Origin of the sequence: Parabacteroides sp. AD58, from assembly GCF_023744375.2 — a bacterium.
In the GTDB taxonomy this organism is placed as follows: Bacteria; Bacteroidota; Bacteroidia; order Bacteroidales; family Tannerellaceae; genus Parabacteroides; species Parabacteroides absconsus.
The window spans coordinates 263738-289572 of sequence record NZ_CP146284.1 but is presented as its reverse complement, the minus strand read 5'-3'; the positions used below and the strand labels follow the sequence as shown (position 1 = coordinate 289572).

Genomic DNA, 25835 nt, shown 5'->3' with positions numbered 1-25835 from the left:
TTATTATTTTATCATCCAGAAAATCATCCTGACCCCGGGATTCTCATCTGTTGTTCGCATAATGTTTGGCAGGTTTCCTGACTTCATCTGAAAAAGACAACCTTCCCATTCCCTACAGGAACAGTGGCATTGAGGCTTATGTCCTTTTCTTGTCCAAGATGTCACAGTAGCGGGCACTGTTCCGGATTCTAACCGGATTCCCTTTTCAAATCAAAAGTTGAAAGCACTTTTGTTTCACCAATACAACGACAAATGTATAGATATTTTTCGGGTTAGGCTAATCTTTTGATTATATTTGCAGTGAAATTTATGGATTGATGAAAAATTCTCAACAAATATTTCGTTTCATTATCATCGGCACATTGAATGCTTTTATTACCGCTTTAGTAGTTTGGCTGATGATGGATATACTGCATTTCAACTATATAGCATCCAATGTGACAGGCTATGTAGCTGCATTGCTTAATAATTTTTTCTGGAGTAAATTTTGGATTTTTCATTCTGGCAAAGGGAATTATTTCCAGCAGGCTCTTTTGTTTTTATTAGCCTTTATCTGCGCTTACGGATCCCAATTTGTCTTTTTATTATGGATGGTTGAATTATTAAAATGGAATGAATACATATCTCAATTCATCGGACTTTTCATTTATGGATTTGTAAACTTCCTTATGAATAAAAAGATAACATTCCGTTCCAGGCAAGCATAAAAGTTCAATCTAATTTCGAATAGAAAGTCGCTCCCAAATAAATTCAGGGATCAGACGCCAAAAGAATACTATAACAACATATTTCCAGTCTATTATCACTCGGCGCTTACGTTTGACAACAGCATTCATAATCAATTTTGCCACTTTCTCTTTCCGCATCAATAAAGGATACTTCTTTCCGTCTGCCAGTAAATCAGTAGCAACAAAGCCCGGACGGATATCAGTAAAATAAATTGACAAATGATTCATATGGGCTAATTGGGCCAATGCATCCACATAACAATTTTGAAAGCATTTAGTAGCAGAATAAGCTGGAGCAGCTCCTAACCCTTTCGTTCCAGCAATCGAACTGACTACAGCTATATGCCCTTTTCCCTCGTTACGAAAATATGACCACGCCGCAGTGATCATACGGACAAATCCATCTCCATTAGTCTGCAGAGTCGCTAACTCGATCGTTGGATCCAAATGATAATTTTGCTGTCCAATTCCCGATACATGAAAATACACATCCATTCCTCCACACGCAGCAATTAACCGGTTTAAATTTTGAGGTGCTGAGTCTAAGGTAACATCAATCATTTCAGTATGAATTTGTTCAGGATATAACTTCTGAAGTTCAATCAGCTTATTTATTCTGCGGCCTGCAACACCCACAACCCAACCTTCTTTTGCAAAAAGACAAGCGATCTCCCGACCAATTCCAGATGTTGCTCCAACAATTATGATGCGTTTCATGCGAATAGATTTTATAGTTCTTCTATTTCAGTATCTACTATCAGGCTTTTTTTCTTTCGAAGAGGTCTTCTGATTTTACAGTCCTTATAAACAAACGTCCGATGCAAATTATAATTCCAAAACCAACCAACCAATAAAGATACAATCACCTTGCTTACAATAAATATATTATCAAAAAAATGAGCCAATGTTTCTTGTACCCAGGGAACGCGCTGGATGGATTCAGTCAACCAATAAACACCCCATGTATTCAGACAAATGCTGCCAATCCATACCAATGTATATTTGATAAGAACATATTTCTTTTTACACTCTTTGCTCTTGAATGTCCAATAATAATTAATCGTACAATTTACAATTCCTCCTGCTACAGATCCCATACTTGTAGCCAATACATAATATATATCAAACAGCTTGGCCAATACTATGGTAACAAGAAAATCAGTAGCACTTGATATTTGGGATGTAAACTGAGCCCGCATAAAAGTAAAGAAACCATCTTTCTTGCAAATTTTCTTCACTACTCCTTTTATCCAATCAGACATGAAATTTATTTTTAAGTCAATAAATCCTGTAAAATTAGAACCTATTCCCCAATTTTCTGATAGAAATGACGAAAAGATTTAATTGTAACCACGGAATTTCCTTCTATAAAGCTAAACAACGGTATTCCATATAAAAGAAAAGGTTGTCTCACGACAACCAATTTCCATTGTTAACCTTAAATCTAATACCATGAAAAACACGGTGCAAATATAGGGATTTTATGTTATATAGCACAACCATAGTCATAAAAAACATGCGTATTAACATTATTTATCATATAGAAACCTTTTGACAGGGAGCTAAATAAAGGGGAAAAATTACAACACAAGAAATAACTATTGAGTAGTCATTATAAAAAGAAAAAGGTTGTCTCACGACAACCAATCTCCATTGTTAACCTTAAATCTAATACCATGAAAAACACAGTGCAAATATAGAGATTTTATGTTATACAGCACATAAAAGTCTATCTTTTTCCCATGAATTTAACATAGTTTTTATATGTAATAAATATGCAATCCAAAAATCAATACATTCTTAAACAAGAATACACTTTTTTACAAAGTCATTCTTCAACAGGCATCGAAGATTGCTTAAAATTGTATTTCAAATAAACATCTCACGCCAATGTATTGGTACCTGGAACTTCATAGCCCATAGACCATACACATCTGACTCTCAACTTCCGGTCAAGAACCAATATATCAGCATCCTTTCCACGAGCCAATGATCCCTTTTTATCTGAAATTCCGATTAATCGAGCCGGTGTTTCTGAAGCCATGCGTATTGCGTCGGCTAAAGGAATATCAGCCTTCTGAACCATCGTCCGAACTAAATCGTCCATCGTTGCCAGACTACCTGCCAAAGAAGAATGATCAGCCAATTTGCAGACACCATCTTCAATAACGAAGCGAGGATCCACCTGTGGATTCGGACAAGCAGTATATGATACAGCGTCTGTTACAAGACAAGTCTTTTCAACTCCCTTAAGCTTATAGACAAGTCGCAAGATTGTAGACGGAAGATGCATGCCATCGGCAATCACTTCGACTGTCATGTTATCCATTAAATATACACTTTCGACTGTCCCCTCGTATTTATATTCACGACGCTTATGAAATCCCGGCATCGCATTATAGAAGTGAGCAGCATGGGTAAAGCCAGCTTCATAAGCCGCTTTGATTAAATCATATTCAGCTTCCGTATGTGTGACAGCCAGCAGTAAACCTTTAGATTTTACATATTGAGCAAAATCCATGGCGCCTTCCAGCTCCGGACTTATATCCCATCGTTTGATACATTTGACATCGTCTAATATGGAGCGATATTCATCCTTATCTAAATCTTTCACAGAATCTGCAAATAAAGCTCCCGCCATTTTACGGTTCAAGTAAGGGCCTTCCAAATGTAAACCCTGAACCGCACCATGCTGTGCCATCATACTTTCGCAGACAGCACCTGCCCGACGAATTTCATCTGCAGATGAAGCTGAAAGCGTTGGAATAACAGATGTTGCACCATGCTTTAAATGAGCACTGACCGCTGCCTGAAAAGCTTCTTCAGTACCATCTTTAAAGTCATGGCCACCGCCACCATGTACATGCATGGCAACAAAACCTGGTACTATATACATTCCCTTTGCATCTATTACCTTGGCTCCTATAACTGCCAGATCACTATTGGTTACTTCTAAGATTTTTCCATCAGAAATTAAGACAGAACCATCTTCCAACCAACCTTGCGGAGTTAAAATCCTCCCATTTATAATTTGTGTCAACATAACTTTTCGTTTTTAATTAGCCTCTTGCCGTTTTTCACATCGAGATTAGAACAACTTATTGGTTCCGTCTACTAATTTACCCATTGCCCAGACAGCCCGAACATTCAAATCCTTGTCAAGTACCATGATATCAGCATCCTTTCCACGCTGCAATGAGCCCTTGCGATCATAAACACCCATAATGCGGGCTGGTGTTTCAGAAGCCATCCGTACAGCATCAGCCAAAGGTATATCAGCTTTTTGAACCATCGTACGGATTAAACGGTCCATCGTTGCTATACTACCTGCCAAAGCAGAACGGTCAGCCAATTTACAAACCCCATCCTCAATGATAACACGCGGATCAAAAGCTACTTGACTATCACTGGCTGCACAAGCCAAAGCATCCGTAATCAGACAAGTTCGTTCAACTCCTTTTATCTTATAAACCAGACGAAGAATAGTTGGCGGCACATGAATACCATCAGCAACAACTTCAACAGTCATGTCATCAATCAAATAGATACTTTCAACAGTACCCTCATATTTATATTCTCTCCGTTTATGGAAACCCGGCATTGCATTATAGAAATGGGTTGCATGAGAATAACCGACTTCATAAGCAGTACGGATGTCTTCGTATTCGGCCTGCGTATGACCTACAGCAGCCAAAACACCTTTCGAGGTAATATATTTTCCGAACTGCATAGCTCCCGGAAGCTCCGGAGCAGCATCCCAACGCTTAATACAATGTGTTTCTTCAAGCAATGGGATATATTCTTCAGGATCCGGATTTTTAATATTTTCAGGCATCTGACCTCCGGCCATTTTCAGATTAAAATAATGCCCTTCCAAATGCAAACCTAATACCGGACTATCCGGTTCCGCCATCAACTTCTCGGTTGTTGCAGCTGCAGCACGAATCATTGGAATGGTAGAAGAAGACAGCGTTGGAAATATAGAAGTAGTTCCATGCACCATATGTGCGTGAACAGCAGCACGAAAGGCATCTTCAGAACCTTCCATAAAGTCACGACCGCCACCACCATGTACATGTATTTCCACTCCACCCGGAACTATATACATGCCTTTTGCATCAATCAATTTGGCGCCTACAATTGCCAGATCGCAATTTGTCACTTCCAGAATCTTATTATCCTGCATTAACACAGAGCCGTCTTTTAGCCAGCCCTGTGGGGTAAGGATTTTACCATTTATAATTTGCGTCAACATAGCATATTATATTTTTAGTTTTGTGTGTTATTCCTACAAAATCATACAAAATTATAAAAAACATCCGTACTCTATATCTGTTTCCTTAAAAATAACACAAAAGACACATATATTTTTTCAAACACCTCTTATTTTTGTTTATAGTTATGATACATTTCGGATATACAATACATAAAAATAAAACTATAGGGAATCGAAAATGATTTTAACGAATTCCATTTCCGATTCCCTATAGTTTTAATTATAGAACTGACTATTTCTCCTCAATCAGGCTTTTTGCATTTCTTCAAGAGCCATTGTCTGCTCTGTCCATTGATCCATCGTTTCAGAAAGAGATTTTTTCAAATCGGCATATTGCGTATAAAGTTCTGTATCCGAAGCGCCCTCCGGTGTTGCCAATTTCGCCTCTAATTCTGCAATCGATGTTTCCAGTTCTTCTATTTTCTTTTCCAGCTCAGCGATGAGTTTTTCCTGTTTCTTAACAGCCTTATTCAATTCTTTCCGAGCTTCATACGAAAGTTTATTCTGTGTAGGTCCTTCACTTTCAGCCGGCTCATTTGTTTTTTTATTTGAGATTTCCAATTCCTGCAAATTCTGCATCTTTTTTCGTTCCAGGAAATCATAAATACCGCCTAAATGTTCTACTACTCGCTTATTTCCAAATTCATATACTTTTTCAACCAGACCATCCAAAAAATCTCGATCATGAGATACAACAATGACAGTACCATCAAAATCTTTCAAGGCATTTTTCAGTACGTCTTTCGACCGCATATCCAAATGGTTCGTCGGTTCATCCAGAATCAGTAAATTGACAGGTTCGAGTAACAAACGGATCATCGCTAATCGGCTACGCTCGCCTCCCGACAAAACAGCGACTTTCTTTTCAGAAGCCTCTCCGCCAAACATGAAAGCCCCCAGTATATCCCTGATTTTTGTCCGGATATCTCCCTGGGCTACATAATCGATCGTATCAAACACGGTCAGATTATCATCCAGCAGCTGAGCCTGATTTTGGGCAAAATAGCCAATCTTAACCCCATGTCCCAGTTTCAATGAACCCTCAAACGGGATTTCATTCATGATACATTTCACCAAGGTAGATTTACCTTCTCCATTTTTCCCGACGAAGGCTACTTTTTCTCCACGCTTAATTGTCAGATTAACATGTTCAAATACAAGATGATCTCCATAACGCTTTGAAACTTCTTCTGCAATTACCGGATAAGAGCCCGAATGAGGTGCTGGAGGAAATTTCAGATTCAGCATAGCTGTATCAACTTCATCCACTTCTATCCGCTCGATTTTTTCCAGCTGTTTGATTCGTGACTGTACTTGTGTAGACTTAGTCGCTTTATACCGGAACCTTTCAATAAAGGCCTCTGTATCGGCCAGTTTTTTCTGCTGATTCTCATAGGCCCGGAGCTGTTGTTCACGACGTTCTTTGCGTAAAGTGACATAATCTGAATATTTCACCTTATAATCATATATATGTCCCAATTCAATTTCTATCGTCCGTGAAGTCGTGTTATCAATAAAAGCCCTATCGTGCGAAACAAGGATCACGGCATTTGCCCGTGTTGCTATAAAATTTTCCAACCACTGAATAGATTCGATATCCAAATGATTGGTCGGCTCATCCAGCAACAATACATCCGGACGTCTGAGCAACAGCTTTGCCAACTCAATTCGCATGCGCCAGCCTCCACTGAATTCACTTGTCGGACGGTCAAAATCCTCACGCATAAATCCCAATCCCAACAGAGTTCTTTCCAATTCAGCATGATAATTATTCCCCCCTATCATTTGGAACTGCTCCGACAAATGAGTTACTTTATCAATAATCTTATGGTAGGCTTCTGAATCATAATCCGTTCGCTCTGCTAATTGCTCATTCAATGCATTGATTTCACGCTCCATATCATGAATATGGTCAAAAGCGAGCTCCGCTTCTTCACGCACGGTCCGCGTATCTTTCAGTTGCATTTGCTGCGGTAAATATCCGATAGTAGTTTCTTTGGGAATACTGACAACACCACTTGTAGGAGACTGCAATCCGGCAAGAATCTTCAACATTGTTGATTTTCCGGCACCATTCTTACCAACCAAAGCAATCCTGTCTTTTTTATTGACCACAAAAGAGACATCATCAAATAAAGTAAAACCTCCAAATTCTACACGTAAACCTTCAACTGAAATCATAATTATTTTCTTTAAATGTGTGTGCAAAGATACAACAGTTCAAAGTTTTTTTTATCTTCGCAACAGATTATCATTCTAAATTAGTAATATCATGAAGAAAAAAAGTCTCACATTAGCTGTAGCTGCCACCCTGGCAGGCAGCATAACATTCACTTCTTGTATTGGCTCATTCGGACTCACGAACAAATTATTGAGTTGGAATCAAAGCATCAACAGCAAATTCGTAAACGAACTTGTTTTTATCGCATTTCATATCATTCCTGTTTATGAAATTTCTATTCTTTCAGATATTCTGATACTCAACTCAATTGAATTCTGGTCAGGAAGTTCACCTGTTGCTGATGCCGGAAGCATCAAAAACGTAGAAACGGAAAACGGTACTTACACTGTTGAAACCAAAGCTGACGGTTATCATATCGAAAAAGCGGGTGAAGAAGGCCAGGCTGTCGATTTGGTTTACAATAGTCAAGACGAAAGCTGGAGCGTAAAATCAGATGGCGAATTACATAAGCTGCTGAAATTTGACGGAACTAACGATGTTGTCATGTACTTGCCCAATGGACAGGAAATGAATGTCGAATTAAGTCAGGCTGGCGTTCTTGCTTTCCAAGAAGTAGCACAGAATTATACTTATTACGCTGCTCGTTAACTTATGTATTATTAACACACAACACAAACTTATCCTAGAAGAAAGATAAGTTTGTGTTTTTTATTTTTTACTTATGAAATATATCATTAAGACAGTTTTATTGTGTGGAGTATTAGGCTGCAGCAGTATCACCGGATCTGGACATATCTATGCAGAAAACTCAGCAACATCATTAAATTTGCCTTACTGGCAAGATATCCAAACCGTATCAGTCAATAAAGAAGCTCCGAGAAGTGCCTTTATGACATATTCCGACAAGGCAACAGCACTTAGCTTAGCGTACGAAAAAAGTCCGTACTACCAACTACTGAACGGAACATGGAAATTCTATTTCGTCAATTCATATAAAGAATTACCGGCAAATATTACGGATCCATCCATTAGTACAGACAGCTGGAATGATATTCAAGTGCCGGGAAACTGGGAACGACAAGGTTTTGGCGTTGCCATTTACACCAATCATGGATATGAATTCAAACCTCGTAATCCCCAGCCACCGTTATTACCCGAAGAGAATCCGGTTGGAGTCTATCGTCGGGATATTGAAATTCCGTCAGACTGGGACGGGCGAGATATCTACTTACATATCGGAGGAGCTAAATCAGGAACGTATGTTTATGTAAACGGACAGGAAGTTGGTTATAGCGAAGATTCCAAAAATCCGGCAGAATTTCTGATCAACAAATATCTGAAACCCGGAAAGAATGTTCTTACCTTAAAAATCTTCCGTTGGAGCACGGGTTCTTATCTGGAATGCCAGGACTTCTGGCGTGTGAGCGGTATCGAACGCGATGTCTACTTATGGTCTCAGCCTAAAACGGCTATTCAAGACTTCCGGGTAATCTCAACACTCGACGATACCTACAAAACAGGTATCTTCAAGCTGGCTATTGACCTGAAAAATCATGAAGAAAAAGCAAAGAATCTGACTATTTCTTACGAGTTGATTGACAACAGTGGCAAAACCATTGCTACCGAATGCAAGAATCTTTGGGTCAGTCCGGCAGTAAATTCTGCAGCTTCTTTTGAAACAACCATTCCGGATGTCGCTACATGGACTGCAGAAATTCCGAATCTTTATAAAATGGTGATGACCATTAAAGACGGAGACAAAACCGTAGAAGTCGTTCCTTATCATGTTGGTTTCCGTCGCTTCGAAATGAAACAGACAAAAGAATTAGCCGGGAATGGGAAACCTTATACCGTATTTCTGGTTAACGGACAGCCGGTTAAATTCAAAGGAGTTAATATTCACGAGCATAATCCGGAGACCGGACACTATGTACCTGTAGAATTGATGCGCAAAGACTTTGAATTGATGAAAAAGCATAACATCAATTCTGTCCGTTTGTGCCATTACCCGCAAGACCGGAAATTCTATGAATTGTGTGATGAATACGGGCTCTATGTTTATGATGAAGCCAACATCGAATCACACGGTATGTATTATAGTTTGAGCAAAGGTGGAACCTTAGGTAATAATCCAGAATGGCTCAAACCGCACATGGACAGAACAATCAACATGTATGAGAGGAATAAGAACTATCCGAGCGTAACCTTCTGGTCATTAGGTAATGAAGCCGGAAACGGGTATAATTTCTATCAGACTTATCTGTATATTAAGAATAAGGAAAAAGACGGAATGAATCGTCCGGTCAATTACGAACGGGCTTTGTGGGAATGGAATACAGACATGTATGTACCTCAGTACCCGGGAGCCAGCTGGTTTGAAGAAATCGGACAAAAAGGAAGTGACCGTCCGGTTGTTCCTTCTGAATATGCACATGCCATGGGTAATTCAACAGGAAGCTTGCTGGACCAATGGAATGCCATCTATAAATATCCGAATCTCCAGGGAGGTTATATCTGGGACTGGGTGGATCAGGGATTCCTTGAGAAAGATGCAAACGGTCGTCCTTATTATACCTACGGAGGAGATTACGGTGTAAATGCGCCCAGCGACGGAAACTTCTTATGCAATGGTATTGTCGGTCCGGACAGAACTCCTCATCCGGCAATGGCAGAAGTAAAATATGTTTACCAAGACGTTGCCATCACGGCAAAAGACCTAGCCAATGGTACCTTTGAAATATTTAACCGATACTACTTCAAAAACCTGAAAGACTATATGATTACTTATACCATTATGGCTAATGGTAAAGTTGTCAGACATGGAAAAGTTTCTTTGGACATTGCTCCGCAAACATCTAAGGAACTGCAAGTGAACATAGCCGGATTGAAACCTCAAAAAGATACTGAGTATTTCGTAAACTTCAGCGTTATAACAGTTCAGCCTGAAGGTTTGATACCACAAGGACATGAAATTGCCAGCGAACAGTTCCGCTTGCCGATTGAACCTATAAAATCTGATATCAAAACATCAGGCCCGGCATTATCAGTCAGTGAAAACGGAGACGAGCTCGTTGCTTCTTCTTCGAAAGTCAACTTTGTATTCAACAAGAAGACTGGTTTAGTTTCATCCTATAAAGTAGGATCAACTGAATACTTCAGCGAAGGGTTTGGCTTACAACCGAACTTCTGGCGTGGTCCTACCGATAATGATTACGGGAATGGTCAACCTAAACGTGAACAAATATGGAAGCAGAGCAGTAAAAACTTTGATGTATCAGATGCGACCGTCAAGATGGATGGAAAGAATGCCATTATGACTATCAATTATCTATTACCAGCAGGTAATCTGTACATTGTTGATTATACCATCTATCCAAGTGGAGCCGTACATGTTGCAGCACATTTCACTTCTACAGAAATGAACGAAGCTGAAACTGAAGTTTCGGAAGCAACCCGTACAGCTACATTTACTCCGGGACGAGATGCTGCCCGTAAGGAAGCATCAAAGCTGACTGTTCCGAGAATAGGTGTTCGCTTCCGTGTGCCGGCAACAATGAATCAAGTAGAATATTTCGGTCGTGGACCAGAAGAGAACTACTGGGATCGCAAAGCCGGAACATTAGTAGGTCTTTACAAATCTACTGCTGAAGATTTGTATTTTCCTTACGTTCGTCCACAAGAAAACGGTCATCATACAGATACCCGTTGGGTTTCTGTTAGTTCAAACAAGGGAAAAGGTCTTAAAATTGTAGCTGACGAACTGATCGAATTCAATGCATTACGTAATTCTATCGAAGATTTCGATGATGAAGAACAGGTCAATCTACCTCGTCAGTGGAGCAATTTCACTCCTGAACAGATTGCCAATCACGATGAAGCAGCAGCGAAAGACGTTCTACGCCGCCAGCATCACATCAACGATGTCACACCCCGTAATTATGTAGAAGTTTGCATTGATTTAAAACAACAAGGTGTAGGTGGTTATGACAGCTGGGGCGCACGTCCGGAACCACAATATACTTTACCAGCGAACAAGGATTATCAATGGGGATTCACGATTATTCCTGAATAACCCTAATAAATCTTTTCAATCTATAGAGCCGCAACCAGTACTCTGATATACCAGATACAGGTTGCGGCTTATATTTTCTCTATTCTTCCTTTAATTACGTTAAATAATACCCAGCTAGACACTTTAGATTTAAGATTAATTCTTACATTTGAACATATTGTAGAAACAACTTATATAATCTAATTTCAATTAAAGCATTATGAAAAAGTTTTTAATGGCAGCATGCCTATGCTGTATCTCATTTCTGCCGTCCAATGCAGAAACACAAGGTAAATGGAAACCTCTGTTTGGTAACAACCTGGAAGACGCAACTTATGATCCTAAAGTATGGAGCATGAAAGACGGAGTCTTATCTGCAACCAAAGATGAATCCATTTGGACAAAAACACAATACGAAAACTTCGAGCTGGATCTGGAATTTAAAACAGACGTAGGGACAAACAGTGGTGTCGTAGTATATTGCACTGACATCAATGACTGGATACCAAACTCTGTAGAAATACAGATTGCAGATGATTATTGTGAAAAATGGGCAAATGATCAGCCTTACGCCCGTTCAGCTGCTATCTATGGGCATCTTCCTGCTAAAAGAGACCGGGTTGTAAAACGTCCAGGTGAATGGAATCGCATGCGTATCAAATGCGAAGGCCAGCACATTACAGTAGAACTCAATGGAGAATTAGTTACAGAAATGGATATGAGTAAATGGACATCAGGAACAGTCAATCCAGACGGAAGCAAAATTCCAAGCTGGCTTCCAAAACCATTTGCAGAACTTCCAACGAAAGGATATATCGGATTACAAGGTAAACATGGTGATGCTTTAATATGGTTCCGGAATATGGATATCCGTACACTCGATTGACATCAGCATTGTATTTCTAATAAAACTCGCTTGCTCAATTTTCCGAATATGAATTGATGCAAGCGAGCTTATTAATTCTTATATATCATCACAAGTATGATTTCGAATGTAAGAGAGAGCAGCTCCAATGGCTGTCCGGTATTCTGCATATTTGGGAATAAGAAATCTTTTACCAAACATCTTTTCCAGATTAGGGAATGTCTCTGCGCATTGCGGCATACGCGTTAAATTACCGATCAATACAAAATCATTTACATCTGAATTTAAAGAAGACAAGATAGCAGCCTGACCTATACTTTGTAATACCATATGAACAATACCGGCTGCAATATCTTCCAAAGCGGCATTCGCTGCAGCCTTTCCAAATATAGAAGCCGTTGCATCCAACGGTAAACCCGGCAGCGGACGATTGCAAATATCCTGAATCTGTAAATCAATAGAAGATATAGATCCCTGTTGTGCCAAATCAATGATTTGCTTGAAATCCTGTGTCTTCAGTAATAAACGGGACAATCCCAAGATTGTTCCACCACCAATACCAATACCACCTATATGACGGACATCATTTCCATCAACTCTGACAAACGAAGTTCCTGTACCCATACTGACAACTATCAGCTTATCCAAATTAGTCATATATTGAGCACCCAAACCATTTGCTAAAAACTCGTCAACACGCGCCGTCGGCAATCCATACAACGGTTGGGTAATATAGGCACTTCCTACTCCTGTAAGAATTATTTTCTCTACTTTTTCTAAAGGCATGCCATTATCATATAAATATTTACCCAAAGCTCCAAACAATGAAGCCACCGGATCTGTTGCCCTAACAAACAGAGGGTTACATATTTGTTTATTACGGATTCCTACGACTTTCGTTGTGCTGCCACCAACATCTATACCAATAACCACACTCATAATCTGTTATTTTTACTTTCAAAAGTACAGTCTTTCTACATAAAATACAAATCAACTTTACATAAAGACCTTTTTCTCTGTGAGTAAATTACTATCGATAGATAAACACAATAGTAAATAGTCGACTTTTTTATACTCCCAAAAGAAATATATTTTAGTCAATTATGGTTTAACAAACGAAAACAATTCTTCTATTTTTGCTCCAGAGAAAGGTAAAAATGAGATGAGACCTTGTATTTCCGACAATTACATATTTATAGTAAAAACGGCTCAATTGGTTTATTTTCAAAATCAATTGGTCATTTTTTCTCTATTTAAGCCAGGAAGAATGTTTAACATATTACAAAAAGACAAAAAAAATAACTCATTCGAAAAAGCAAACTATATCTTTTGTAATATTGCAGCTGTAATTAAAAGGCAAAAACTAATGGGAGAAATAAAAGGTTTTATTTTACAGGTTATCGGTCCAGTCGTGGACGTTCATTTCGACAAGACGTCGGATACTCCAATCGTACTCCCTCATATCCACGACGCCATGGAAATAACCCGCCAGAACGGGAAAAAGCTAATTGTTGAAGTACAACAACATATTGGTGAAAATACCGTTCGTACAGTTGCCATGGATTCGACAGACGGACTAAAAAGAGGGATGGAAGTCGTTGCATTAGGTTCACCTATCACGATGCCAGTTGGCGATCAAGTGAAAGGGCGCTTGCTTAATGTCACGGGAAATGCAATTGACGGAATGGAGGAACTTGATCACAAAGGAGCATTTCCAATCCACCGTGAACCTCCCAAATTCGAAGAATTAACTACCAGCAAAGAAGTTCTTTACACAGGAATTAAAGTGATCGACCTGTTGGAACCTTATCTGAAAGGTGGTAAAATCGGTTTGTTTGGTGGTGCCGGTGTAGGAAAAACAGTGTTGATCATGGAACTGATCAATAACATTGCCAAAAAGAACAATGGTTTTTCTGTTTTCGCTGGTGTTGGGGAACGAACCCGTGAAGGTAACGACTTACTGCGTGAAATGATTCAATCAGGAGTCATCCGCTACGGAGAAGAGTTCAAGAAAAGCATGGAAGCCGGAAAGTGGGATTTGTCAAAAATCGATCACAAAGAACTCGCTAAATCACAAGCAACGCTTGTGTTCGGACAGATGAATGAACCTCCTGGAGCACGTTCTTCCGTTGCCTTATCAGGATTGACTATCGCAGAATCATTCCGTGATTTATCAAAAGAAGGAGAATCTAAAGATATTTTGTTCTTCATTGATAATATCTTCCGATTCACTCAGGCAGGTTCTGAAGTTTCCGCGCTGTTGGGCCGAATGCCATCTGCTGTAGGTTACCAACCGACGCTGGCTACCGAAATGGGAGCTATGCAGGAACGTATTACTTCAACGAAAAAAGGTTCTATTACCTCAGTACAGGCTGTATATGTACCTGCCGATGACTTAACTGACCCGGCTCCGGCAACAACATTTACTCACTTGGATGCAACAACGGTGTTGAGTAGAAAAATTACAGAATTAGGTATTTACCCGGCAGTTGACCCATTGGAATCAACATCCCGTATTCTTGATCCTTTGGTAGTTGGTAAAGAACATTACGAATGTGCTCAACGGGTAAAGCAAATCTTGGAACGCAATAAAGAATTACAAGATATTATTTCCATTTTGGGTATGGAAGAACTTTCTGACGAAGACCGGCAAATTGTCAACCGGGCTCGTCGTGTTCAGCGATTCCTCTCCCAGCCTTTTACTGTAGCTGAACAATTTACAGGTGTTCCTGGAGTTATGGTATCTATTGAAGATACAATCAGAGGCTTCAACATGATTATGGATGGTGAAACGGATGATATTCCTGAACAGGCATTCTTGAATGTTGGAACCATTGAAGATGTAATTGAAAAAGGTAAACGATTGGCTCAACAAGCTAAGTAACGAAAATGAAAGTTAGAATTATCACCCCTGAAAAGGTTTTATTTGAAGGAGAATCTGAGTCGGTTACATTTCCTGGAATCAATGGTTCTTTTGATGTATTGCCTCATCATGCTCCTTTAATAACAGCACTGCAGAAAGGGATTATTCGATATCTTGTAAATGGGAAAGAATATGAACAACCCATAGACAGTGGCTTTGTCAAGATCGAAAATGACATAGTGACCGTCTGTGCAGAAAAATAATTCAAACCATGAGTGGAAGATTAAAAATAAAACTTTTCGGTCTAATTACGTTTATCTATGTGGCCATCGGCGTCACATTAGGAGGTCTTCTTTATACTATTTGGCCAGACCATTATTTCGAATGGTATCCTTCGATACCCTGTTTTTACTGGCTTACTGCACTGGCCATGGTATATTTCCTCGACAAAGTAAAACGTAAGAATGGAGATGTTTCTGTAACGACCTTTATGCTCGTTCGCTGCAGTAAATTTTTACTGGCTTGCATTTTCCTATGGATGTATGCCAATTGGATTGGAGTTCAATTGCGTGCGTTTGGGTTTACACTGATGTTATTCTACTTCATTTATCTTGCTTTGGAAACATACACAATTTACCTGTATGAAAAGAAAAGAATGAAAAGAGAAAAAAGGGAAAAAGATGAACAGAAAAATCCGTAAATATCTGAAAAGCTTGCTTTGCTTCTGTATCCTGCTGGTAAGTTTCCAGTTGAAAGCAGAAGGGCAAGTTGATGTGCAGAACATTGTATTCTCTCATATTCAGGATGCCTATACATGGCATATTACAGAATGGGGAGAACATGAAATTTCTATTCCATTACCTATCATCGTCAAAGGCGAAGAAAACGGTTGGCATGTTTTTCTTTCATCTCGTTTGCAGGATGGAAAAAGCTACCAGGGTTTTTCTATTGCACAAACAGGCGACTACACAGGTAAGGTAATAGAAACGCTGCCTTCAGGAGAAGTGGTTCGTCCGATTGATATTTCAATGACAAAAAATGTGTGGGGCTTGCTTCTAAGCTGCACAATATTATCATTGTTAATATTGAAGACCGCCCAATGGTACAAGAAACACCCAAGCGAGGCACCCGGCGGATTGACAGGCTGTATGGAAATGGTTATTAATTATATATATGAAGATGTCATCAAAAAGAATGCAGGTGCGTCTTACCGGTTCTTTTCTCCTTATCTGCTGACAGTATTCTTCTTTATATTGATCAATAATCTGTTAGGAATTATTCCTATATTCCCCGGAGGAGCCAATCTGACAGGTAATATTACCATTACGATGGTATTGGCTGTATGCACATTCATTGCGGTCAACCTGTTTGCTACAAAAGGATATTGGAAAGACATTTTCTGGCCTAATACTCCTATTTACCTGAAATGTCCGTTACCTATCATGCCATTTGTAGAATTCTTTGGCGTGTTTACCAAACCATTTGCATTGATGATCCGTTTGTTTGCCAACATCATGGCAGGACATACGATTATCTTGGCTTTAACCTGCCTGATTTTTATTACAGCTTCAATGGGAGTTATAATTAATTTAGGCATGACAATCGTATCTGTGGCATTCTGTATTTTCATGAATTGCCTTGAATTGTTTGTGGCTTGTTTACAAGCCTATATCTTTACTCTTCTATCAGCCTGCTATATCGGACTGGCGCGTGTAGAAGACTAATATTCTCTCTCTACCCATAAAAGAGTAGACAATGGAGATTTACTTTTTCGAATAAATAAATTAAAGGTTCATAAATTAAAAACTAAAGAAGTTATGTTATCAGCAATTTTATTACAAGCAGCTGCAGCAGGTGTAGCTAAATTAGGTGCAACAATGGGAGCTGGTTTGGCAGCTATCGGAGCAGGTATTGGTATTGGTCTAATCGGTAAAGGTGCCGTTGAAGCTATCGGACGCCAACCGTCTGCAGCGGGTGACATTCGTACTTCTATGTTGATCATGGGTGCTTTGGTTGAAGGTGTAGCGCTGTTTGCTATCGTAGTTTGTTTCCTCGGATTATTCCAATAAGCCAAAAGTATAGTAGAATATGTCATTACTAACACCGGATTCAGGACTTCTGTTCTGGATGATTCTTTCGTTCGGTATTGTTTTGATCATTCTTTCCAAATATGGTTTTCCGGTTATCGTAAAAGCGATTGAAGACCGGAAAGCCTTTATCGAGGAATCACTGAATACGGCCCGTAAAGCCAATGAACAGCTGACAAACATCAAAGAAGAAGGAGAAAGAATCATATCGGAAGCGAAGGAAAAACAGAATGCCATTCTAAAAGAGGCTTTGAAAGAAAAAGAGCATATCATTGAAGAAGCTCACCAGAAAGCGGCTGCAGAGACTAACAGACAAATGGAAGAGGCAACACGTCAGATTCGTGAAGAAAAAGAAAAAGCTATCCGTGAAGTCCGTAAGGAAATTACCGATCTTTCCATTTCCATTGCTGAAAAAGTGATGAAAGAGAAAATCAGCCGGGACAACAGCCAGGAAGAGATCATCAATAAGATGCTTGATGAAATGTCATTCAATAAATCGTAAGGTATGGATTTAGGAACTATTTCATCCAGATATGCACGAGCCCTTTTTTCTCTGGCAATGGAGAAGAAAGAAGAAACACGTGTATATGACGATATGAAAATGCTAAAAGAGAGTTTCCTGCTCTTTCCGGAACTTAAAGAGACCTTGCAAAATCCTATTGTCTCGGTTGCAGATAAAGAAAAGTTGTTGATTAATGCTGGAGGAATAGAAGTTTGTGACTTATACAAACGCTTCATTCGTATGGTTTTGAACCATAAACGTGAAAGCTGTTTGCCTTTCATGACATACATTTATATTTATCTGTACCGGAAGGAAAAGAAAATTACTCGAATTCGATTCAGCTCTGCGTCGCCCATTCAGGAAAGTACGCAAAAGCATTTAATTGAGAGACTTCACCAGGAAACCGGTGATACAATCGAGTTTTCCGGAGAAGTTAAACCTGAACTAATTGGAGGTTTCTGCTTGCAAATCGGGAATTATCGTCTGGATGCCAGCTATGCATCTCAGTTGAAGCATATCCGCGAGCAGTTACTGCAAAGAAAATAAAACTGAAAATATGACAGACCAGATAAAAATCAGCGAAGTTTCAGATATCCTTCGGAAAGAACTGGAAGGAATCAATACGAGTATCAAGCTGGAAGAAGTGGGTACCGTATTGCAGGTGAGCGATGGTGTAGTTCGTATCTACGGACTGGACAACGCTGAAGCCAATGAATTGCTCCGCTTTGACAATGGTATGGAAGCCATCGTCATGAATTTGGAAGAAGACAACGTCGGTGCCGTACTGTTAGGTCCTACCGATCTGATTAAGGAAGGTGATACCGTTACACGTACAGGCCGAATTGCTTCTATCAATGTAAATGAGAACTTAATAGGCCGTGTAATTGATCCGTTAGGAAATCCGATCGACGGAAAAGGAGAAATTACCGGTGAAACCTGCGAGATGCCGCTGGAAAGAAAGGCGCCGGGAGTAATCTTCCGCCAGCCGGTAAATGAACCGTTGCAGACAGGTATCAAGGCTATCGATGCCATGATTCCTATCGGACGTGGCCAGCGTGAGTTGATCATCGGCGACCGTCAGACAGGAAAGACGGCGATTGCCATTGATACAATCATCAACCAACGGGCTGCTTATGAAGCCGGGAATCCGGTATATTGTATTTACGTAGCTATCGGTCAGAAAGGTTCTACCGTTGCTGCCCTTGTAAATACACTACAGGAAAAGGGAGCTATGGATTATACAGTCGTTGTTAGTGCAACTGCGTCCGATCCGGCTGCCATGCAGTATTTTGCTCCTTTTGCCGGTGCTGCTATCGGTGAATATTTCCGCGACAGCGGCCGTCATGCTTTGGTTGTATATGATGACTTGTCAAAGCAGGCTGTTGCCTATCGTGAAGTATCTCTGATCTTGCGCCGTCCTTCCGGACGTGAAGCTTACCCGGGTGATATCTTCTATCTGCACTCCCGTTTGCTGGAACGTGCAGCCCGTATCATCAACCAGCAGGAAGTGGCATGCCAGATGAATGATCTGCCTGACAGCATGAAATCTCGTGTAAAAGGTGGTGGTTCATTAACTGCACTTCCTATTATCGAGACTCAGGCCGGTGATGTCTCTGCCTACATTCCGACTAATGTGATTTCTATTACCGATGGTCAGATTTTCTTGGAGACAAACCTTTTCAACCAAGGTAACCGTCCGGCTATCAACGTAGGTATTTCCGTTTCTCGTGTAGGTGGTAATGCCCAGTTGAAGGCGATGAAGAAAGTAGCTGGTACGTTAAAGATTGACCAGGCTCAGTTCCGTGAACTGGAATCATTTGCCAAGTTCGGTGGAGAAATGGACCCAGTTACTGCCTTTACTATCGATAAGGGACAGAAGAATACCCAGCTGTTGATTCAGCCTCAATACAGCCCGATGCCTGTTGAGAAGCAGATTGCCATCTTATACTGCGCGACAAAAGGACTGTTGCGTGATGTACCGTTGAATAAAGTACATGAGTTTGAGAATTCATTCTTAGAGTCACTGCAGGTAAACCATCAACGTGACGTACTGGATGTACTGAAGAAAGGTACAATCAATGATGAAATTACAACGATACTGGAAGAAACTGCCAAACAAATAGCAGCTTCTTATAAAAAATAACAGACGACTATGGCCTCATTGAAAGAGATTAAAAATCGGATTAATTCGATCCAGAGTACGCAGAAGATTACAGCTGCCATGAAAATGGTAGCTTCAGCCAAACTGCATCATACGCAAGCTGCAACCGAACGGACACTGGCTTACGCTGAGCAGCTGACGGATATTCTGCAAAGTCTGCTGGCCGCCGAACAAGAATTCGATTCACCTTATACAGTCCGGCGTGAGGTTAAGAACGTAGCCATTGTGGTTTGTTCTTCCAACACGGGCTTGTGCGGTAGTTTCAACGCCAATGTATGGAAGTCGTTAGAAGAATTAATCCAGTCGTATAAAGCCAAGCAGATTCATATCGAATTCTATCCGGTGGGTAAAAAAATAGCCAAAGAGCTGCAAAAGGCCGGGTATGAATATCATGATGAATTTGTTGCCATCGCCGATAATCTGGAATATGAAAAGGCAGGCAAATTAGCGGCACAGTTACGAGAGTTATATGTCAGCAAGCAGGTAGATCAGATAGACTTGTTATACCATCACTTCAAAAACATGGTACAGCAAATTTTGACGCATAAAATATATCTTCCACTGTCTATCCAGGAAGAGACGAAGCAAGCTGATAATACATCGTATGTTACCGATTATATTCTGGAACCTTCGGTTTATACCTTGCAGCAATTATTGTTCCCGAAGATGTTGGATCTGCAAATTTATACAACTTTGCTTGATACGACCACTTCCGAACATGCGGCTCGTATGATGGCTATGCAAACGGCCAACGACAACGCCAATGAACTGATTCGTCAGCTTACATTGCAGTACAACAAGACCCGTCAGCAGGCCATTACCAACGAATTGCTCGACATCATGGGCGGTGCCAGTCATGCCTGATTGGCGATTGCCTTTTCCAATACAAAGATCTCCGGTTTCTGTCCTGAAACTGGAGATTTTTTATATTCCCCAACCCTATTTATCTCTTTCTGCTTTCTTCCTGGTGCCGGAATGAAAAGAAGAGGAATATGCCTTCCCTTTTCAAAATTCAAATAAACTCCTTACTTTTGCCGAATAACCAATATATCATCAAATGAAATCACTTTTGCTTGTAAGCATTCTTTTAAGTTGTTTTCTACTACACGAATCTGGTAGTGCCTGTACTTCGGTGATTGTTTCCGGAAAAGCGACACCCGACGGCCGTCCGCTGATGTGGAAGCACCGCGATACCGGGACACGCTATAATCATATTACGTTTGAAAAGGGAGAAAAATATAATTTCCTGGGGCTGGTTAACAGTGATTCGACCGACTATGATATCTGGACAGGCGTTAATGAAGCCGGATTTGCCATCATGAATACAGCATCCTTTAATCTGAAAGACGATGATGTACAGGAAATGGATCACGAAGGCCGCCTGATGCGCCGTGCTTTGGAAATATGCAAGAACCAACAGGACTTCGAGCATTTCCTCGATACGCTATCCCGTCCGATGCGGGTCGAAGCCAATTTCGGTATCATCGATGCTTTTGGCGGGGCAGCTTATTATGAGACCAACAATACGAAGTACTATAAAAAGGATGTAAACGATCCGAATCTGGCGCCTGACGGTTATCTTGTCTATACGAATTTCTCGTTTGAAGGCAGAAAGGACGAAGGCTATGGTTATATCCGTTATGAGAGTGCTAAAAAGATTTTTGCCGACATCTATCCGCAAGGACTGACACCGCGATCGATCTTCCAGGAAGTCTCACATTCTTTTTATCACAGCTTGTTCCGTAAAGACTTGAAAGAAGAAAAGAACACGGAATGGCAACTCGAACAGGATTTGATTCCCCGGTTTGAGAGTACGGCTTCAATCGTGATTCAAGGGGTAAAGAAAGGAATGAATCCGGAACTGACAACGATGTGGACCGAATTGGGTTATCCGCCTACAGCCATTGCTTTGCCTCTTTGGGTGAAGCTAGGTGAACAACAGCCGGAACTGGTGTTGTATAGTCCGCAATTCAAAACAGCTCCTTTGTGTTACTTTGCTACCCTGCTGAAAACACAGGCCTATCCCATCCATCGGGGCAACGGACAGAAATACATTCACTGGTCTGAACTTTGGAATGCCCAAGGCACAGGTTACATTCAAACATTAACGCCCGTATGGAACGAAATCTATGATCTGTTTGCCCACCACCAGGCTGAATGGGAAGAAAAAGGGCTGGATGTGGAAGCCATAAACCGCCTTTACCAGGAAGCGGAAGAAAAGATCAAACCGGCCTATTATCACCTGATGCGCGTAGATTGATTCCAGATGAAGAAAAGCGGACAATCCTGTTCCGCAACTCGCATAAAACTATTAACTTTACAGAACAAAAGCAATAAAGATAAAACAACTTATGCAACTTAGCAATTATCATAGCCATTGTAACTTCTGCGACGGAAGAAGTTTCCCGGAAGACTTTGTCAAATTCGCCATTCAGCATCAATTTCGGGCTTATGGGTTTTCCTCTCATTCTCCCCTGCCCTTCGAAACCTTCTGGAACATGTCCAAAGAAGACATGAATGAATATCTGGAAGAAATAGACCGGCTCAGGAAGAAATATGCCGGACAACTGGAAATTTACACCGGACTGGAAATTGATTACCTGGATAAGACCTACAACGCGTCGATCGATTATTTTACGAGTCTGCCACTGGATTATCGGATCGGCTCCATTCATTTCCTCCCCATTGCCTATCCGCTGGCAGAAGAGAACATGATGTGTATCGACGGGGCTTTCAGTGACTTTGCCCGTGGAGTCGATCAGTATTACGAAGGTGATATACGTAAATTAGTCAAGCATTACTACGATTCTTCTTGTGCGATGGTAGAGGCCGGAGGCATCGACATTGTTGGCCACCTCGATAAAATCTACATGAACGGACAACGATACACAGGTTTCTCGCTGGATGCGGACTGGTACACCAAAGAACTGTTTGCTTATCTGGATTTGATTGCCGAGAAAGGACTAATGGCCGAAATCAATACGAAAAACCTGAAGAAGAAAGGGGAAATTTATCCGCACGAAAAGTTCCTGGAGGCCATCCGTGAACGTCATATTCCAATCATGGTCAATTCAGACAGCCATTATCCGGATCTTGTCAACGACGGTCGCGAGGAAGCTTTCGAACTCCTTAAAGCAAAAGGATTCAGAGCAACTTGTGAATTAGTGAACGGGAAATGGGAAGAAATGGCAATTGAATAAAGCCTCCCGACAAAATAAACGAGGATCATTTTCAATCCTCAAGGGAATCATTTTCGATATACGTTAGATTTGAAAGAAAAGCTGGCGTATTTTTATAAAAAGCCGGCGTATTTTGATGAAAATACGCCGGCTTTTTCAGGATTCAATTAAACGATTGAATGTGTCTTTACAAATTCGATGATTTCGTCGATATAACCGAATGCCATACAAACAACTGTATCAGCTGCACCATAATAAACAGCTACACGTTTGCCATCCTGCAAAGCGGCACATGGGAATACAACATTAGGCACATCGCCCTGTAATTCATAAGGAGCTGCCGGAGCCAGGATATAATCGCGCGTACGATACAGTACCTTTTCCGGATTCTCCTTATCCAGGATAACTGCACCCATCGAATAACGGTAACCGTTGCAAGTCTGGATAACGCCGTGGTAGAACATCAACCATCCGGCTTCTGTCATAAACGGAACAGATCCGGCACCGATCTTCAGGCACTGCCAAGCACTTTCCGGGAAAGGAGTTACTTTCATCACACAACGGTGTTCGCCCCAGTATTTCATATCCGGACTGTAGCTGATGTAAATATCACCAAACGGGGTATGACCGTTATCGCTCGGACGGCTCAACATGGCATATTTACCGTTAATCTTCTGCGGGAACAACACACCGTTACGGTTGAACGGCAAGAAAGCATTCTCGCACTGGAAGAATTCCTGGAAGTCGAAGGTATAAGCAATACCGATGGTTGGTCCGTGATAACCATTACACCAGGTAATCCAATAACGGTCTTCAATCCAGGCAACACGCGGATCATATTTATATTCTGATTCAATCATATCCGTATTTCCGGCTTTAAACTGGATCGGTTCATGATTGATTTCCCAGTTAATACCGTCTTTACTGAAGCCGGCAAAGATATTCATCTGTACAGCTTTGTTGTCGCAACGGAACACTCCGGCATACCCATCCTTGAACGGAACAACGGCGCTGTTGAAGATACTGTTGGATGTCGGGATGTGATAACGTCCGATCACCGGATTCTTTGAATAACGCCACATCACGTCAGTACAACCTTCGGGGCGGTCTTCCCACGGCATTGCTGCGATTTGCTTCAATTCACTCATATTTGTCGTTTTTAGTTTAACTTATAATTACCTGCAAAAGTAATACTTTTCGGGATTATTTGCCAAACCTGACACCGATTTGTAGTCCGATATTCAATGGATTCTCGGTCCGGTACGTTTCCACCTGACTGGTTCCCAACATATCGAAGTAATAACCAAAATTGGGTTCCAGATAAATGGAGACTGATTTATATACCTGAATCTGGAATCCTAATCCGCCCTGTATCGAAGTCTGCCAGCGGTTGACGGGTAATGAATAGGACGATTCACCGACGAATTGCCTACGTGCCGATACACAATATTCCTGCAACCCGCCACCAGAGAGATAGAACGACAGATTGTCTTTCCGCCAGAATGTCCAATTCAGCTTGAGAGGTATTCCTAAATAATGCAATGACTGTTCGCCCGTCCGGTAACCGCCCGAACGTAACGACGAATAAAGCCAAGTATATGTCAGTCCCGTTTCTATGCCTAAATCCGGTTTCCAGGCATAACGGGCCGAGAAACCAAACGAAATCGGCAGGCGATGATGATAATCGAGCGACGGCTCCCGTATACCTGATACAGCCGACAAGCCGCGGGTTTGCAGGCTTTCTTCCGGTTTCTGGTCATCGTCATCTTCATCACTACCGTCTACTCCCGGCTGTATAGGATCGCTGGCTACATAATTATCATCCACAGATGCCAACGACAGATTCATCGCCCCGCTCCCGCCGGCAGCCAAACCAAATGACCAGCTTCCTCTACGGCGACGAGGCTGTTTTTCTTCGGGTAATGTCCAGACGGATGTTTCCGGCTTGACTTCTTCTTCCTTTGCCGGTTCTTCCGATACAGAAACAGCAGCCGGTTCTTCGGGAACAGATTCCTTCTTCTCTTCCGGTACCGCCACTGCATGCAGTGAGATTTCTTCCTCCCGCACGGAAAGATAAGCCAATGGCAAGACTTCTACCTCGGGAACAACCGGACGTACTTCTTCAGCTACGGTTGCTGTAACGACTTCTTCCGGCAACGGCTCTATCTCCGGCATCTGCCACAGCCACCAGCCGGAGAAAGTAATACCAGCCAGCAATGCAGCAGCCGCCAGCCAGCGCCACCACACAATCCGGCGGCGCATCGGTTTCTCCATTGCCTGCAAGTCGGCTTCCAGACGTTCCCATCCGTCCACAGGCAATGGAAGCCGGAATTCCTCTTTTCGCCTGCGACAGACTTCAATGATGTCATGCTGCTTTTCTTCCATTACTCTGTTGATTTTAGATAGTTTCGTATTCGTTCCATCAGCATCTTACGCGCCCGATTGAGTTGTGAGGCCGATGATTTCTCCTGTATATGCAAATAAGCGGCAATCTCTTTGTGCGACCATTCCTCAAACACATAAAGATTGAATACCGTACGATAACCCGGCGGTAGTTCCGCCACAAGGCGCATCAGTACGTCGATTGGCAAACGATTGGCATCCGGCTCTTCTTCTTCGTCGGCAGTATCAGTTATCGTTTCCAGCGGAACCAGCGAAGGCAATAATTTATTGGCCCGCAGAAAGCCCAGGGCTACATTGGTAAATACCCGGCTCATCCACGCCCTAAGGCTGCCTTCTCCCTGATAAGTAAACAAAGAAATAGACGAAAAGACTTTCAGGAAGCCGTCGTGTAGCAAGTCCTGAGCCTGTTCCAAATTGGCGACGTAGCGGAAACATAGGCATAACATCGGCTGGGCAAAAAGCTCATACAGCTCCTTGCGCGCCCGATTATCGCCAGCCCGGCAACCTTCAGCCAACTCCTGTTCGCTCATCTTTTCGA

General features: G+C 41.4%; 24 protein-coding genes and 1 riboswitch. Of the genes, 15 read left to right on the top strand and 9 right to left on the bottom strand.

What is annotated here, in order from left to right; genetic code table 11:
- Positions 1–49: 49 nt before the first annotated feature.
- A riboswitch (cobalamin riboswitch) is annotated at positions 50–257 on the bottom strand.
- Positions 258–317: 60 nt separating this feature from the next.
- Entirely contained in the window at positions 318–707 is a 390-nt protein-coding gene (locus NEE14_RS01155; protein ID WP_251968121.1) for a GtrA family protein, read from the top strand.
- Positions 708–716: 9 nt separating this feature from the next.
- Here NEE14_RS01155 and NEE14_RS01150 read toward each other — a convergent pair whose 3' ends face one another.
- From NEE14_RS01150 to abc-f, 5 genes are all read right to left on the bottom strand, one after another.
- Complete coding sequence (locus NEE14_RS01150) at positions 717–1445, bottom strand: SDR family NAD(P)-dependent oxidoreductase (RefSeq protein ID WP_251968120.1); 729 nt, start codon at positions 1443–1445, stop codon at positions 717–719.
- Positions 1446–1456: 11 nt separating this feature from the next.
- Entirely contained in the window at positions 1457–1990 is a 534-nt protein-coding gene (locus tag NEE14_RS01145) for a GtrA family protein (RefSeq protein WP_251968119.1), read from the bottom strand.
- A gap of 620 nt (positions 1991–2610) precedes the next feature.
- A complete protein-coding gene (gene nagA / locus NEE14_RS01140) occupies positions 2611–3771 on the bottom strand; it encodes an N-acetylglucosamine-6-phosphate deacetylase (RefSeq protein WP_251968118.1) in 1161 nt (386 codons plus the stop codon).
- 45 nt (positions 3772–3816) lie between these two features.
- Positions 3817–4983: an N-acetylglucosamine-6-phosphate deacetylase gene (gene nagA, locus NEE14_RS01135; RefSeq protein WP_251968117.1), complete on the bottom strand. Its 1167-nt coding sequence runs from the start codon at positions 4981–4983 to the stop codon at positions 3817–3819.
- 267 nt (positions 4984–5250) lie between these two features.
- Positions 5251–7185 carry a ribosomal protection-like ABC-F family protein gene (abc-f, locus tag NEE14_RS01130; protein ID WP_251968116.1) on the bottom strand — a complete coding sequence of 645 codons (1935 nt, stop codon included), beginning with the start codon at positions 7183–7185 and terminating at the stop codon, positions 5251–5253.
- A 91-nt stretch (positions 7186–7276) separates the two neighbouring features.
- Between abc-f and NEE14_RS01125 the strand changes: the two genes are divergently transcribed.
- The 3 genes from NEE14_RS01125 to NEE14_RS01115 all read left to right on the top strand — a co-directional run bounded on the left by NEE14_RS01125 (position 7277) and on the right by NEE14_RS01115 (position 12123).
- Positions 7277–7834 carry a DUF3332 domain-containing protein gene (locus NEE14_RS01125; protein ID WP_251968115.1) on the top strand — a complete coding sequence of 186 codons (558 nt, stop codon included), beginning with the start codon at positions 7277–7279 and terminating at the stop codon, positions 7832–7834.
- Positions 7835–7907: 73 nt separating this feature from the next.
- A complete protein-coding gene (locus NEE14_RS01120; protein ID WP_251968114.1) occupies positions 7908–11258 on the top strand; it encodes a glycoside hydrolase family 2 TIM barrel-domain containing protein in 3351 nt (1116 codons plus the stop codon).
- 199 nt (positions 11259–11457) lie between these two features.
- On the top strand, positions 11458–12123 hold the full coding sequence (locus NEE14_RS01115) for a 3-keto-disaccharide hydrolase (RefSeq protein WP_251968113.1): 666 nt from the start codon (positions 11458–11460) through the stop codon (positions 12121–12123).
- A gap of 78 nt (positions 12124–12201) precedes the next feature.
- Here the strand turns inward: NEE14_RS01115 and coaW are convergent, their stop codons facing one another.
- Positions 12202–13041 carry a type II pantothenate kinase gene (gene coaW / locus NEE14_RS01110; protein ID WP_251968112.1) on the bottom strand — a complete coding sequence of 280 codons (840 nt, stop codon included), beginning with the start codon at positions 13039–13041 and terminating at the stop codon, positions 12202–12204.
- A gap of 427 nt (positions 13042–13468) precedes the next feature.
- On the opposite strand from coaW, the gene atpD reads away from it, so the two are divergent.
- The 11 genes from atpD to NEE14_RS01055 all read left to right on the top strand — a co-directional run bounded on the left by atpD (position 13469) and on the right by NEE14_RS01055 (position 22915).
- Positions 13469–14986, top strand: a complete 1518-nt coding sequence (gene atpD, locus NEE14_RS01105) for a F0F1 ATP synthase subunit beta (protein WP_251968111.1) — start codon at positions 13469–13471, stop codon at positions 14984–14986.
- 5 nt (positions 14987–14991) lie between these two features.
- Positions 14992–15228, top strand: coding sequence for a F0F1 ATP synthase subunit epsilon (locus NEE14_RS01100; protein ID WP_251968110.1), 237 nt, complete (start codon positions 14992–14994; stop codon positions 15226–15228).
- A gap of 8 nt (positions 15229–15236) precedes the next feature.
- Positions 15237–15665, top strand: a complete 429-nt coding sequence (locus NEE14_RS01095; RefSeq protein ID WP_251968109.1) for a hypothetical protein — start codon at positions 15237–15239, stop codon at positions 15663–15665.
- The gene (gene atpB / locus NEE14_RS01090) at positions 15646–16689 is read left to right on the top strand and encodes a F0F1 ATP synthase subunit A (protein WP_251968108.1); all 1044 of its coding nucleotides are present in this window, start codon (positions 15646–15648) and stop codon (positions 16687–16689) included. Before NEE14_RS01095 ends, atpB begins: the two co-directional genes overlap by 20 nt.
- A gap of 93 nt (positions 16690–16782) precedes the next feature.
- Entirely contained in the window at positions 16783–17034 is a 252-nt protein-coding gene (gene atpE / locus NEE14_RS01085) for an ATP synthase F0 subunit C (protein WP_251968107.1), read from the top strand.
- 19 nt (positions 17035–17053) lie between these two features.
- The gene (gene atpF / locus NEE14_RS01080) at positions 17054–17554 is read left to right on the top strand and encodes a F0F1 ATP synthase subunit B (protein ID WP_251968106.1); all 501 of its coding nucleotides are present in this window, start codon (positions 17054–17056) and stop codon (positions 17552–17554) included.
- Positions 17555–17557: 3 nt separating this feature from the next.
- Entirely contained in the window at positions 17558–18100 is a 543-nt protein-coding gene (locus NEE14_RS01075; protein WP_251968105.1) for a F0F1 ATP synthase subunit delta, read from the top strand.
- 10 nt (positions 18101–18110) lie between these two features.
- A complete protein-coding gene (gene atpA, locus NEE14_RS01070) occupies positions 18111–19697 on the top strand; it encodes a F0F1 ATP synthase subunit alpha (RefSeq protein WP_251968104.1) in 1587 nt (528 codons plus the stop codon).
- A gap of 9 nt (positions 19698–19706) precedes the next feature.
- Positions 19707–20579 (top strand): F0F1 ATP synthase subunit gamma, encoded by an 873-nt coding sequence (locus NEE14_RS01065; RefSeq protein WP_251968103.1) that lies wholly within the window; start codon positions 19707–19709, stop codon positions 20577–20579.
- 193 nt (positions 20580–20772) lie between these two features.
- On the top strand, positions 20773–21975 hold the full coding sequence (locus tag NEE14_RS01060) for a carcinine hydrolase/isopenicillin-N N-acyltransferase family protein (RefSeq protein WP_251968102.1): 1203 nt from the start codon (positions 20773–20775) through the stop codon (positions 21973–21975).
- A gap of 91 nt (positions 21976–22066) precedes the next feature.
- The gene (locus tag NEE14_RS01055; RefSeq protein WP_251968101.1) at positions 22067–22915 is read left to right on the top strand and encodes a histidinol-phosphatase; all 849 of its coding nucleotides are present in this window, start codon (positions 22067–22069) and stop codon (positions 22913–22915) included.
- A gap of 146 nt (positions 22916–23061) precedes the next feature.
- Here NEE14_RS01055 and NEE14_RS01050 read toward each other — a convergent pair whose 3' ends face one another.
- The 3 genes from NEE14_RS01050 to NEE14_RS01040 are packed head-to-tail and all read right to left on the bottom strand — an operon-like array spanning position 23062 to position 25827.
- Complete coding sequence (locus NEE14_RS01050; protein WP_243324181.1) at positions 23062–24042, bottom strand: glycoside hydrolase family 130 protein; 981 nt, start codon at positions 24040–24042, stop codon at positions 23062–23064.
- 55 nt (positions 24043–24097) lie between these two features.
- Positions 24098–25279, bottom strand: coding sequence for an outer membrane beta-barrel protein (locus NEE14_RS01045; protein WP_251968100.1), 1182 nt, complete (start codon positions 25277–25279; stop codon positions 24098–24100).
- Positions 25279–25827, bottom strand: coding sequence for an RNA polymerase sigma factor (locus tag NEE14_RS01040; protein ID WP_251968099.1), 549 nt, complete (start codon positions 25825–25827; stop codon positions 25279–25281). Before NEE14_RS01040 ends, NEE14_RS01045 begins: the two co-directional genes overlap by 1 nt.
- Positions 25828–25835 lie beyond the last annotated feature (8 nt).